The 12,621-nt window shown below is 44.2% G+C and carries 16 protein-coding genes; 12 read left to right on the forward strand and 4 right to left on the reverse strand.

The genetic code is table 11. The features are described 5' to 3' along the window. The first annotated feature begins 235 nt into the window (after positions 1–235). Together QUB08_RS30075 and QUB08_RS30080 are read left to right on the forward strand one after the other, a co-directional pair. Positions 236–1,492, forward strand: coding sequence for an SPOR domain-containing protein (locus QUB08_RS30075; RefSeq protein ID WP_333229726.1), 1,257 nt, complete (start codon positions 236–238; stop codon positions 1,490–1,492). Positions 1,493–1,760: 268 nt separating this feature from the next. Further along, entirely contained in the window at positions 1,761–2,465 is a 705-nt protein-coding gene (locus QUB08_RS30080) for a PspA/IM30 family protein (RefSeq protein ID WP_333229727.1), read from the forward strand. A gap of 54 nt (positions 2,466–2,519) precedes the next feature. Here the strand turns inward: QUB08_RS30080 and QUB08_RS30085 are convergent, their stop codons facing one another. Next, positions 2,520–2,696 (reverse strand): hypothetical protein, encoded by a 177-nt coding sequence (locus QUB08_RS30085; RefSeq protein ID WP_333229729.1) that lies wholly within the window; start codon positions 2,694–2,696, stop codon positions 2,520–2,522. Between the two features lie 70 nt (positions 2,697–2,766). Here QUB08_RS30085 and QUB08_RS30090 point away from each other — a divergent pair, with 70 nt between their 5' ends. Then, positions 2,767–3,552 (forward strand): PspA/IM30 family protein, encoded by a 786-nt coding sequence (locus tag QUB08_RS30090; protein ID WP_333229731.1) that lies wholly within the window; start codon positions 2,767–2,769, stop codon positions 3,550–3,552. Between the two features lie 817 nt (positions 3,553–4,369). On the opposite strand, the gene QUB08_RS30095 is transcribed toward QUB08_RS30090, so the two are convergent. Beyond that, positions 4,370–4,678 (reverse strand): hypothetical protein, encoded by a 309-nt coding sequence (locus QUB08_RS30095; RefSeq protein WP_333229733.1) that lies wholly within the window; start codon positions 4,676–4,678, stop codon positions 4,370–4,372. Here QUB08_RS30095 and QUB08_RS30100 point away from each other — a divergent pair. The 6 genes from QUB08_RS30100 (at position 4,673) to QUB08_RS30125 (ending at position 7,894) form a co-directional block, all read left to right on the forward strand. Next, positions 4,673–4,918 carry a hypothetical protein gene (locus tag QUB08_RS30100; protein ID WP_333229735.1) on the forward strand — a complete coding sequence of 82 codons (246 nt, stop codon included), beginning with the start codon at positions 4,673–4,675 and terminating at the stop codon, positions 4,916–4,918. The genes QUB08_RS30095 and QUB08_RS30100 overlap by 6 nt on opposite strands. Next, entirely contained in the window at positions 4,899–5,099 is a 201-nt protein-coding gene (locus QUB08_RS30105) for a hypothetical protein (RefSeq protein WP_333229737.1), read from the forward strand. Before QUB08_RS30100 ends, QUB08_RS30105 begins: the two co-directional genes overlap by 20 nt. An 8-nt stretch (positions 5,100–5,107) precedes the next feature. Beyond that, the gene (locus QUB08_RS30110) at positions 5,108–5,269 is read left to right on the forward strand and encodes a hypothetical protein (protein ID WP_333229739.1); all 162 of its coding nucleotides are present in this window, start codon (positions 5,108–5,110) and stop codon (positions 5,267–5,269) included. A 613-nt stretch (positions 5,270–5,882) separates the two neighbouring features. After that, on the forward strand, positions 5,883–6,491 hold the full coding sequence (locus QUB08_RS30115) for a Uma2 family endonuclease (RefSeq protein WP_333229741.1): 609 nt from the start codon (positions 5,883–5,885) through the stop codon (positions 6,489–6,491). Between the two features lie 196 nt (positions 6,492–6,687). Continuing rightward, on the forward strand, positions 6,688–6,885 hold the full coding sequence (locus tag QUB08_RS30120) for a DUF433 domain-containing protein (protein WP_333229743.1): 198 nt from the start codon (positions 6,688–6,690) through the stop codon (positions 6,883–6,885). Between the two features lie 25 nt (positions 6,886–6,910). After that, a complete protein-coding gene (locus QUB08_RS30125) occupies positions 6,911–7,894 on the forward strand; it encodes a hypothetical protein (protein ID WP_333229745.1) in 984 nt (327 codons plus the stop codon). Between the two features lie 116 nt (positions 7,895–8,010). On the opposite strand, the gene QUB08_RS30130 is transcribed toward QUB08_RS30125, so the two are convergent. After that, positions 8,011–9,420, reverse strand: coding sequence for a hypothetical protein (locus QUB08_RS30130; RefSeq protein ID WP_333229747.1), 1,410 nt, complete (start codon positions 9,418–9,420; stop codon positions 8,011–8,013). A gap of 412 nt (positions 9,421–9,832) precedes the next feature. On the opposite strand from QUB08_RS30130, the gene QUB08_RS30135 reads away from it, so the two are divergent. From QUB08_RS30135 to QUB08_RS30145, 3 genes are all read left to right on the forward strand, one after another. Beyond that, positions 9,833–11,032: an ATP-binding protein gene (locus tag QUB08_RS30135; protein ID WP_333229749.1), complete on the forward strand. Its 1,200-nt coding sequence runs from the start codon at positions 9,833–9,835 to the stop codon at positions 11,030–11,032. 61 nt (positions 11,033–11,093) lie between these two features. Continuing rightward, complete coding sequence (locus QUB08_RS30140) at positions 11,094–11,303, forward strand: type II toxin-antitoxin system HicB family antitoxin (protein ID WP_293133322.1); 210 nt, start codon at positions 11,094–11,096, stop codon at positions 11,301–11,303. Positions 11,304–11,305: 2 nt separating this feature from the next. Next, positions 11,306–11,530 carry a type II toxin-antitoxin system HicA family toxin gene (locus QUB08_RS30145; protein ID WP_293133325.1) on the forward strand — a complete coding sequence of 75 codons (225 nt, stop codon included), beginning with the start codon at positions 11,306–11,308 and terminating at the stop codon, positions 11,528–11,530. Between the two features lie 143 nt (positions 11,531–11,673). Here QUB08_RS30145 and QUB08_RS30150 read toward each other — a convergent pair whose 3' ends face one another. Continuing rightward, entirely contained in the window at positions 11,674–12,252 is a 579-nt protein-coding gene (locus QUB08_RS30150; RefSeq protein ID WP_333229751.1) for a Uma2 family endonuclease, read from the reverse strand. Positions 12,253–12,621 lie beyond the last annotated feature (369 nt).

The following is a 12,621-nucleotide window of genomic DNA, read 5'->3' on the forward strand; positions in this document are numbered from 1 at the left end:
TCATTGTGGATGGAAAGGTGATGCCGACTTAAACGGCAGTAAGAATATTGCTGCTATTGGGGCTTTCGTAAATAAGCCCGAAGGTTCGAGATTGTTTTGCAATGTGCAAGATAATTTCAGGGCTATTGAAAGCCCACACTGTACCTGTACTCAGGTCAGTGCTGGGTAATTTACGCTTCTTGTTTATCTCTACAATCAAAACATTATTAATTCAGAGGCGGTAGGAGTTTTGCTAATGAGTAAGCGTTCTTCGGTTGAATCCCCAAATCATCAATCCTCTTCAACCCCAATCAACCCTGCTTTGCAAGCAGTCCTGGGGAGTCTGGATGTAAACCTAGAAGCAGAACTGACAACATACAGAAGACACAGGCGGCGCGCCGAACAGTGGGTGTCGCCCTCAGTTCGTACTGGCAAGCAAACAGCCACAACCGAGCAACAGCTAGCCCAAAATTTGGCGCCGGAGACTGCGGAGGAAACTCAGCAGCCGCTATCGCTGCCCCTATCCCTTGCCGGCACTCAGGGCGATGCCCCGCTAGCAACTACCAGGGGTGGTACAAAATTATCTAGCAGTGCCTTGGCACCCAACAAGTATCTCGAATCAAGCGAAAAACTGATCGAAAGTTTGGACGAGTCAAAAGCTGAGCCTACGGTAGAACGCAGTTTAGCCGCCAGTTTGTTAACTCCCTTGGGACTGAGTTCGATGCTGCTGTTTTTGCTGTCATGCACAGCTTTGGGCTACGCAGTCATGTACCCGTCAAATCTAGTTAAGATGGCCGGCCTGAACCGTTTGCTCGATCGCACCTCACCCTCTCCCAGCGACAGTCCCGCCTCTACTGCCATCTCAGATACCAGCACCAAGGAACTGCCGAAAGCTCCAAATCTGGTATCCAAGGAATTTGTCGAGCTAGATTTGAGCACTCTCAGCAATGTTAAACCGACAGTCAGCCCGATTCCTTCCCCGTCACCAAAAGCATCAATCCCGCCAACTCCGCCAGCGCCTCCGGGCCCGGGCGCGGCTGTGCCGATTCCTACAGAAGACGGCAACCCCGCCAGAGGTAGGGAACAAGGACTCAACAATCTGAGTACGGCTTTGCTTCCCACTCCCAGCCCCAGCGCCTCCCAGCCTGTGCCGACACTGCCGACACTGCCTCCAACACCCTCCCCAGCCCAGCCAGCCGCCACATCCCCGGCGACAGCATCCCCAGCCGCCGCATCCCCGGCCGCCGCATCCCCAGCCGCCGCATCCCCAGCCGCCACACCCCCGCTGGGAAGACCTGCACGGGCCGCCGACGGTTTCTATTACGTTGTCACCGATTACACGGACGAAAAATCGCTGCAGCAAGCCAGAACCGCAGTTCCCGATGCCTACGTGCGGAACTTCTCAAAGGGTGTCAAGATTCAGATGGGGGCTTTGAACGATCCTGCCTCAGCAGAACGTTTGGTGAAAGAACTCCAAGAAAAAGGGGTGAAGCCACAATACTATCAACCATAAATTAGGCAAAGACAATTAAACTAATGATCGGGGAGTAGGTTGGGCCGAGGCACGAACCCTCGGTTTCGCTTCACCCAACATTTGCTCAGTTTTGATGGGTAATGCTCGCGCCCTACCCATCCTAAAAATAATCATGACGACCTAACTTAGAGGGAATTAAAATTTCACAATTAAAAATTAAAAAGACGATTGATGAGTATTCATTTTTAATTTTTAATGGTGATTTCTCTGTCTTAATTCTAAAGTTTAAAATTGGGAGACTGGCAAAATGGGATTATTCGATCGCCTATGGCGAGTCATTCGAGCCAATATTAACAGTTTGGTCGGGGCAGCAGAAGACCCAGAAAAAATTCTGGAACAGGCTGTAATGGATATGCAGGAAGATTTAGTGCAGCTCAGACAAGCTGTGGCAGGAGCGATTGCAGCTCAAAAACGCACCGAACGCCAGTGTTCCCAAGCTGAGTCTACAGCCGCAGAATGGTATCAGCGGGCGCAGCTAGCTTTGCAAAAAGGCGAGGAAAATTTGGCGCGGGAAGCTCTGACGCGCAAGAAATCTTATCAAGAAACGGCAACGGCGATGAAAGCCAGTCTGGATCAGCAATCGGCTGTTGTGACTAAACTTAAAGAAAATATGCGGGCGCTCGAAAGTAAAATTTCCGAGGCAAAATCTAAAAAAGATATGTACATTGCCCGAGCTCGATCGGCAGCATCGTCGGAAAGGCTGCAAGAAATGATGGGCAATCTCAGTACCGGCAGCGCTTTGAGCGCGTTTGAACGGATGGAAGAGAAAGTCATGCAGCTAGAAGCTCGCTCCGAAGCAATCGCAGAACTCGGAACTAATGATTTAGAAAAGAAGTTTCTCTCTCTCGAAGGTGCTGGCGATGTCGATGCCGAGTTGGAGGCGATGAAAGCACAAATGCTTCCGGGCAAAAATACACCCCAATTGCCATCCGGCGAGCCTCCCGCATCCTGAACGCCCCTGTGCACAACAATAGTTTGGATGAGCAAAAACTTCTCAACAGCGCAGCTAGAGATAGGTCGAAACGTGTTGGGTAATTCCCGGATCGAAGTTAAACTCAATAGATAGGTGCATGAATGAGCTTGCCTGCATCACATTACTCGATCGCTTTAAACTGGATTTATCTGTCTGCAAAAATTGCCAAAAACTAAATCGCACTAAAAATCTGACAAGAGTGAATTTCACAACTGCGGGCTAGGGCTATCAAGCCTGCTTTCCGCCTACTTCGTACACCTCACCCAGGAAAAATAGCATTATGGGATTATTTGACCGCATTAGCCGAGTCGTCAAAGCCAATCTTAACGATCTGGTCAACAAAGCTGAAGACCCGGAAAAGATTTTAGAACAGTCCGTTACGGATATGCAGGAAGACTTGGTGCAGTTGCGTCAGGCCGTTGCCAGCGCGATCGCCACTCAAAAGCGCACCCAGACTCAGTACAATCAAGCTGAATCTCAGTCTAACCAGTGGCAGCAGCGCGCTCAGCTAGCCCTGCAAAAAGGAGACGAGACTTTGGCCCGGGAAGCGCTGGTTCGCAAAAAGTCTCACGCTGAAACAGCGGCTACGCTGAAAGCCAGTCTGGAACAGCAATCAACTCAGGTGGAAAGTCTCAAGCGCAATTTGATCGGTTTGGAGAGCAAAATTTCCGAAGCTAAGACTAAGAAGGATATGCTCAAAGCGAGGATATCCGCTGCTAAAGCTCAGGAACAGCTCAACAATACCATTGGCACCTTGAATACTGGCAGTTCAATGGCAGCTTTTGATCGCATGGAAGAAAAAGTTTTGCAGATTGAAGCTCGCGCGGGGGCTTCGGCAGAATTGGCGGCCGGCGGCAGCAATTTAGAGGAACAGTTCCGCTTGCTCGAAAGCGGCGGTGATGTTGACGACGAGTTGGCTCAGATGAAAGCTCAACTGACCGGGGGTTCTGTGTCTCAAGGTCAATTGCCAGCAGCGGGTAAAACGGCAGCAGCTAGTAGCTCGGAGTCGAGCCCGGTGATTGACGCTGAGTTGGAAGAATTGCGATCGCAGCTCAATAAAATGTAGTAATCTGTATCAAAATTTACCTATTTGTCAGATCGCAGGTTTGATAGAATGCTCCGCCGACCTACAGGACTAGCTTGGGAGGTCGGAGTTTTTTTGACTAATTTCCCTATGCACGAACTAGGAATTATGTCAACTATATTTATATTGATTTAAGGAATTAAGTGTTTAAAAAGTGATAGAGTAATTTTATTCCTTGCAAGAGGGCTAGCTTGGGAGGTCAATCGATTTTAGATTTTAGATTTGAGATTTGAGATTAAAGAATTGAAGCATTGGCCCCACGGATAAATTCCGGGGGCAAGTTTCATCGGATACAGGTTTTTTATTTCTGGGTCCTGAGTCGGCTTTCGGAATGAATCACGTGGCGGGTATCCTGGATGCTTTCGGTCGGAGTGTTTTTAGTAATTGTTAAATACACAAACTAGACTTGCTGTCAACTATCTTTATATGGAGTTAAGGAATTAATTGTTTAAAAAGTGATAGAGTGGTTTTATTCCTTGCAATTGCGTCGGTCTCGCCCGATCGTAAGTGTAAATAACTATCAAATATGGCTAATCTGTCATGCCCGTGCAATCTTCTAGAGGCTTTTGTAAAATCAAGTTTTTCAAGGCATTAGCGCTTGGTTTTTCAATGGCCGCTATTTGCCCCGCACTGCTATCAGCTCTAAGTATTGGCGAGTCGATGGTTGCTACCGACTCAGGGGTGCAAGCGCCAATTTTGCATGATCATTTACCGTCTCAATTCAAACTAGATCAAGAAACAGCAGACGATCGCGATCGGCTTCGTGATTTATACTCGGGTTCAGAATTAGATAGAGACACTACAGAGCAAGAAAATAGCATCCCGGAGTTCGATCAATTGACCCAAAGTGAGGCCCCAGAAACTCTCCCTCCATTGCCGAACCGAGGAGAAAACAGACACGAATTTCCGATTCCCAACCGGCGGCTGCCAAATCCGCCTCGTCTCCCGTAACCCGCGCCGCCAGCGCCCTTGCTTTCAGGCGAACAGCTTTTGCCACCTGCTGTTCCCGCACCGGCACAGCCTGCAGAATTGCTAAGATTGCGGGTACGATCGAAGTCGATCGATTTGAAGTAGTTGGCAGTTGATTTACCGCGAGCCGATCGTGCAAAATCCGAGAAGAGAAATTGCGATCGGTATTGGTACTCGCAGTCGAGAAAGCGATACATCTTTGCTGGGAAAGGATTTTCCGCTGTCGCCGGAAGCAGATGATCGGGGTAGAAATCCGGTTGCGGTGCTGAGGCTGTTTCAGGATTTTACTCAGAGGGGAGAGAGATGTCTGGGCGGCGCGATCGCAGTTTTGTCAGGGAGTGGCAGCATTTGGCGCTACAGTGAGCAGCAGCAGCCCTGACAGTCGATTTTTGATTTGGCGGGGTCAATTGGAGTACCTGCGGTTGTGGGTTCCTGAGAGGCTGCTGGTGGTGCGATCGGATAGGAAATTGGCTGGGGCAGAGCTTTTGTCGATCGAACCATTCGGTATAGGGGGCTCAGACACATGGCGGGGCTACCGTCAGGATGCTTTTGGCCGATAGCAGGATTTTTGATTCAGTCGAGTTGCGGTATCCGATGCAAGCGCACCCGCGACAAACAAGGAGTTTTGCAGGTGACGCCGTTTGTGGATTTTGGCAATGTTTGGAATCCGAGGGAAAGCGCGGTTTTGGAAGCGAATACATTGCTGTCAGGGGGATTGCGGCTGCGGTGACTGTACGGCTAAAGGTGGAATGCTCGCGGAGGCGGGGGAATTCCTTTGATTGATATTAAGTCGAGCAACAGGAGTTTACAAGAGCGCGGGCTGTATTTTTCTGTATAATTCAAACCTTTTTAGGAAAGCAGTCGTTTTGCCCTTGGCGGAACTGAGCAATTCCGCTATATAGTAATAAGTATCATTTGGCACTCCTCTGTAGATGCCAAGAGTGTATTTTACTGATAATCTTTAAATTAAACTATGTCTAAGGTGCGGTTGCTGCTTTTAAGTTCTTTTGCTTCCGGTTTTGGGCTTTGCTCAATCATTTTGGCGATGTTTACGATGACTTCCCGGTTGTCGTTTACGTCTTTTTTTACATTTGTTTTAACTTTGGTGTTTTTTGGAATTAATCTGCTTTTTGCTTTGCATTATTATACATCGCTTACTAAGCAATTGAGTGTTAAAAATAAAAGAAAAGCGAGAATTTAGCGGTTGTGAAGCACAAGCGGAAAAAGGCATGGAGAGTTATTTATGGAATTTGAATGGAATCCAGAAAACGCCTCTGGGTTGAGACAATTATCTAGCTGTCAGCCATAATTATTTAAAGTCTAATTATTTAGGAGGTGCGATCGTGGTTATCACTCAAACCAACCCGCCAAATCTTCCAGATGCGACAAAGACTCGCTTTACTCCAGATGAATACCGGGCGATCGAGGAAACTGCTGAAGAACGTCACGAATATTGTAACGGAGAGATTATCGCTATGCCAGGAGGTTCAGAAGTCCACAGCGCGATCGCCTGTAACTTGTTAATTTACTTGGGTTTTTTGTTGAGAGACACCGATTTTCGCTTGTATAACAGCGATTTGCGGGTTTGGATTCCCGAACATCGGTGCGGAAGCTATGCTGATTTGATGGTCATCAATGGCGAACCGGAATTCAATGGCGATCGCACGGATGAAATTCTCAATCCTTTACTGATTGTTGAGGTTCTTTCCCCCTCTACTGAAGGCTACGATCGAGGTGAAAAGTTCAGAAAATATCGCTCTCTTGCTAGTTTTTGTGAATATTTGCTGGTTAGTCAAGCTGAACCCTATATTGAGCAATATTATAATGGCGATCGCCCAAGTAGCGAGCGCTGGCAATGGCAAGTGTGCGATCGGCTCGATCGGGCGATCGTCCTGCACAGTTTAAATATAGAACTTCCGATGTCTGAAGTCTATCGTCGCATTAGTTTTTAAGGGCGATCCGTGACACTTCTAATGAAAGTTAACAATGCTTGTGCTGCACTCTTCTCAATTTCTACATCAATTGCATAAAAGCATTCACCGCATCATATTAATCGGCTATTGGGGAATACAACTCTAGCGATAGCACATCTAGGGCTGGCAATTAATCAGCTAGTAATATAGAGATAACTTCTAGGAGGCTATAAAGATGACAAGCATACCTAACGAACAAACATCTATCATCCGTACAGAAAGAGGACTAGCGATCGCAGGTACGCGCATCACTATCTACGACATCATGGACTATGTGACGGCTCAATATCCACCTAAGTTTATCAGGGGATTGTTTGACCTTACAGAGGAACAAATTAACGTGGCTTTAACTTATATTGAAGATAGGCTGTAAATATCCTCTAGCTTTTAAGGGACAAATGAAAGTTACAAAACAATTATTACTAACAAGTTTGGGGTTTGTTACTTTGAGTTGGGGAGCAGTAACCCAAATTCAGGGGATGCCGAGGGCGATCGCTCAAACACAAATTCCCATGAGATTGCAACACGCGGAAGGAACTTATACCCTTACGGTGTCAGAAACCAATACCACAAAATCTGCTTATGGGGGTCAATTGCGCTTCTATGACGTGCATATTGCCAAGATGTTTGAGGTGACATATTCGGACTGTCAGGAGATACCCAACGCTGGCGGTAGAACTTGGTACTACCGCGCCGGAAATGGTAAAATTGATATGGGGCAATTCAGAATAAACTGTCAGTTGGCTAGCGATATTGCTAATACTTATGGTTTAGGGAAACCAGAGCGTACTGCGATCGAATATTCTCAGGGGGAGGCGGGGCGGCCCATATCGAGGACTCGTTCTATTCCAATTTTAGATATTACTGGTAATAAAATTCAGCGGTGGACGAATTTTGTGCAAGGGTTTCGCCCTCAGTCTGCTAATTCTGAAAGTGGTAATTCGCGATCGAGTATTTCTTTTCCAGTTCGTGAAATTCTATCGCAGATTGAAGGTAAGACGAGAGTACCAATTTTTCTCCCCAGTCAGCTTCCATTCTCAGAAAAAATTTACTTAAAAAACCGAGTAGAAACAAATGGCTATAGTGTTGAAATGGGCCACATACCTAATTGCAGCAGTACGCCTTGCTATATCGGGAGTATCTCAGCAGAAAGAGGTGGAGAACCAGCCCAAGCACCCCCTAGAGGATTCAGGAGTGAATTCAAAACCATTCCATTAGCCGGCAGAACACAAGGAGTTTTTTCTAATGGCTGCGGTGCTTACTGCACGGCCTTAGTTGAATGGCAGTATAAAGGCGTTTTGTATCGAGTAACGATGAAGAATGGGCGTGAGGAAACGCTTGTTCAAATAGCTAATTCTGCTATAGAAGCTGGGCCTCGCTAGTTAAATGTGGAGATAACAGTGCGTCATGGCAAGTCCTCTTCTCCAATTGGAGATTTATTTTGGCTGACGCAGCGTAAAACTGCTATCTAGATAGAAAGCATATCACTTCTAAACTTTTAAGCCGGAAATTTCGCCTGCAAAACATTGTTTTTAATTTGTTCCTCTAATTCAGTTACAACCCACATTACACTATGTTCTGGCTCGCTCAAAATAGATTTTTTAATGTCATGTAAAGAGTTGACTAAATCTTCACGCAAACGGGGCTTGTCTTCTTTAACTCCTTGAGTATAATCCCAATAATCCCAAGCGATTAAACCTATGGCAAGGGTAGGCTCAATCATACTTCCTAGTTTAGCAGAAAGAGCAGCTACAGCTTTACTACCTGCTTTAGCAGCAATTGTAGCCGTAATTTTAGCAGTTCCAGCAGCACCTACAAATCTTACTAAAGATACTTCATCTCCTCGTTCATTTTGTAGCCTAAAATTTATACCTTCTAAATATTTAGCCCAGTCGGAGTGGGGAATTGTATACATTTTTGGTACATCATCAAAATCCTTAGATAATTGTTCAATATAAAAATTAGCTGTATCAATTACTATTGTATGAAATTTCATCTCTGCTGAATTTGCTTGCAATACTCTCCTAGAAAATTCTCTTTGAATATTGTCATTTATGCTTTTGGCAATCTTTTCATTGACTATAGTCGGATTAAACCCATTCATAACATTCTCGCCTATATATTGAAAAAGAACACCAAATTCTTGCTGTTTCTGATTAAAATAATTAAAATACCAATTTAAAAAATCCGTATCAATTCGATTTATTAAATCAGCCTCCCACCGATTCAATTCATTGTTAGCATATTGTTTAGCACTTTGATGGGCACTGTTCACAGCTTTTTTGAAAGCTTCTTCTCTTCCACCAAAAACCACTAGAGATTGAGTAACTTCTAGGGAGGGAGGAGAGGTTAATTCTGCTGCTAGAGCCTGACTCATAACTAATCGTCCCAGTAACGGGATGAATATAATTAGAATTATAATCGACCAAATAATGATACTAACTATCTTAGAAACTTTTACAATCCGCGATTTTTGAGTAGGTTCTTCAGTAAGCTGAGATTCAGCAGATTCTTTAGCCTTCAACTCAATGGCAACTAATTCTTGATCGCCCAAGACATCAGTTAATTTTTGGTCTACCTTTTTGGCAATCAACTGACGACCATAAGGTATTCCATTTGAATGACAAACCAGGTTATTCTTTTCGTCTAAAAACACCTGTCCTAAAATTTGCCCTTCGGGATGCTTTTGGCAAATAATTGCTCCGTTTTTTAAATTAGGAGTTGCTGGGCGATCGCTCTGGAAATAACTTATAGCTTCCTCAAAGGTTATCTCCTCTAAAACTTCAGGTGTCCCCAGAATGCGTGGCAAACATTTATTAAATTCGCCAACGATCCGCTGCACATCCCCAGAAGTGAGTTTCTGATCTCCTTGAGAGGCGTCTTTGGCAAACCAGTTAAAGCGTGGCATATTTCCTCCAGAGCATTTGATAACTTATAAACTTTTACTATATTCCTTATCTCTCTCCTGATTCTAATTTAATATGAAAATGTATTTTTGGCTATTCATAAAAGTGTTATTTAGTGTACAATTACCTTTTTTAAACAAGTTTTTTAAAAAAAAAGTGTTATTTAGTTTTCCAGGTGTTATAAAGTGTGATATAGTGTGATAGTTAAAACTAAACCCCCTTTTAGGTATGGACATCCAAGAGGTTTTACAATGGACTGACGAGCAAGTATTTGTGAAGAGTGGAAAACATATTGATTCATTACAAAGCTCTATATTAAAAGAAGTTTGGGAGGGGGAGAAATATCATAAAATAGCTAAAAAGTGCAATCGTAGTGAAGATCATATTAAACAAGTTTCTAGAAAATTATGGAAGATGCTTTCTCACATATTGGGAGAAGATATTAAACAATCTAATGTTCGCTCTATTTTAGAAAGCAAAGCAGTATCTAGTATTTACAATTTTGGTAACTCTTCACAGATTGTTAATAGTAAAATTAATAGAACTAATATCCATATCTGTGGAGAAAAACGGCAAGATGCAGAAGAGGCTAAACAGCGATCGCCCTCACCCCCTGAATCTCCCCAAAATAAAGAGCGATCGCCCATAATCGATTTAACAGACGCACCCGAACTCCCTTACTACTACGATCGCACCTCACAACTCTCCACCCTCAAACAATGGATTTTACAAGCCCACACCCGCTTAATTACCGTCTACGGCTTAAGTGGAATTGGCAAAAGTGCGATCGCCCTCAAACTCATCGAACAAATTCAAACCGAATTTGATTATATTATTTGGTTAAGCCTCACCAACACTCCCGCACTTTCAACCCTCCAAACCGAACTCAAGCAATTTTTTGGGCGATCGCAACCAACCCCATTACCCACAGTCATCGATTATTTTCGCGCCTCTCGCTGTTTAGTCATCCTTGATGACGTACAGAACATCTTTAAACCAGGTGAATTAGCCAGTCAATATTTAGCAGGCTATGAAGATTATGGCAAATTTTTTAAACAAATTGCCACATCATCTCACCAAAGTTGTTTAATCCTTCTCAGTTGGGAAAAACCCAGAGAAATGATTGCTTTAGAAGCACTAAACCGACCCGCACGTACATTACACCTCAAAGGATTAGGAGAACAAGCCGTAGAAATTCTCAGAGAAAAAGGATTAACCGATGAAGAAAAATGGTCAGATTTAATCGCTCTTTATCAAAGTCATCCTTCCTGGTTAAATATCATAGCTTCAACAATTGTAGAATTATTTGACGGTAGCGTTTCCAGGTTCTTAGCTGATACCAATGATATCTACTTAGGGGACATAGAACCTATTTTAGAATCTCAATTAGAGCATTTATCTAAATCCGAAAAAAAGGTGAGCCACTGGTTAGCAAGTCAAGATGAAGCAGTAGATATTTCCCAACCACCTGCCGATTCCGAATTATCCCAATCGCAATTGTGGCAAGCCCTACAATCTTTAGCCCGACGCGGCTTAGTGGAAAAAGTACCAGTAGGAGGGCGATCGCTCTTTTTCCTCAATCCCGTATTCAAAGCATACATTGAGTGCAGGTGAAATATTATATAATTTATGAGAGATTACATTTCTTACATTTAACAGATAGAAAGCGAATCTTATGAAGACATTTACCGCTATCATCGAAAAAGATTCTGATACCAAGCTTTACGTTGGTTATATTCCTGGATTTCCTGGGGCGCATTCCCAGGGAGAAACCTTGGATGAGTTACACGAGAATCTGCGTGAGGTAATTGAGATGCTCCTAGAAGATGATACTCTCGTCATTCAGACAGAATTTATAGGTACACAACAGATTGTGATCCGATAAACATGAGCAATATCCCTGTTCTGAAACCACAGGAAATAGTCCGCATACTAGAGAACCTTGACTTTGTAGAGGTGCGTCAAAAAGGCTCACATAAGCAGTTCCGTCACGAAGATGGGCGAGGCACTACTGTTCCTTTTCATAAAGGGCGTGATATATCACCGAGATTGCTTCAGCGGATTGCAATTGATATTGGCTTGACAGTTGAGGAAATGTTGGAGTCACGGTGAGTTGACGTGAACTACGTGACTACTTTTTGCCCAAATTGCCGCAAAACTACTGAAACCAGGAACCGAAGCTGGATGGAAAAAACTTCAAGCAGCAAGGGCAAAATGTAAGGGCAAAGCATGATTTTTTAAATCGCGCTTCTCAACTACAACGATCGCATAAAAGCATTCAGCGCATCATATTGATCGGCCATCCGCGAATAAAACTCGATCGATCGCAAATCCAAATCCGCCCAAAGTTCGCTCTTACTCACCAACTCATATCCCGTTGGACGCAAGCAATAAACCGAAATTACACCATCCTCCCAAAACCAAACCTCCTGCACACCTACCCGGCGATAGATTTCCAGCGTATCAATTCCACCACTCGTCACTGTCACCTCTATCGCCAAATCTGGAACTGACTTGCGCGTACCCAAACAATAAGACTCATCTGGTTCTTTCCGTGCACCCAATTCCTTCATCCCGATGGTTGTACTACCACGCGCATAAAAACGAATGTCTTTCATCCGCATATAAATCTCTAAAAGCTGACCTAAAGTTTTTTTAGGTTCTTCATGATCCTCAGATAAAGGAGCCATAATTTCTAAACACCCATCCAAATAAGTTAAACGCGCCCCAGTTTGGGCCAAATCTGCATCCAACTTTTCCAGAGTCTCCCATGTCACATTTGACACAAAGGCTGCACCTGTACCCAATCCTGCTTGAGAAATTGCGACAACCATCTCACTTACCTTTCACAATCACTCTTCCATAATATACGACTTCAAAAAAGTGGAGTCTGTTGTCATACTAAATCCGGTTGTAATATTCTATTTTTTAGCCCCTCGCTCGCTGGGATGAAAGTTTGTATAGAATCGGTTTCAACTGCGGAGTCTTATTGTTAGCAAATCAGGACTTACCCATTTCTGCCAAAGAAACCGGGTTTTTTAGCTAATCTGTGGACTACAACGAAGGATTGTCGTAAAAAACCCGGTTTCTTACCACCCGTGGGTCCGCGAACTAATACAAACACAGGATTTTCCCCAAACAAAAAGCGCCCCTATTTCTAGGAGCGCTATTTGTCAATCTCAGACTAAAACTTAGCCATTGAT

The organism is Microcoleus sp. BR0-C5 (assembly GCF_036705045.1).
Taxonomy (GTDB): domain Bacteria; phylum Cyanobacteriota; class Cyanobacteriia; order Cyanobacteriales; family Microcoleaceae; genus Microcoleus.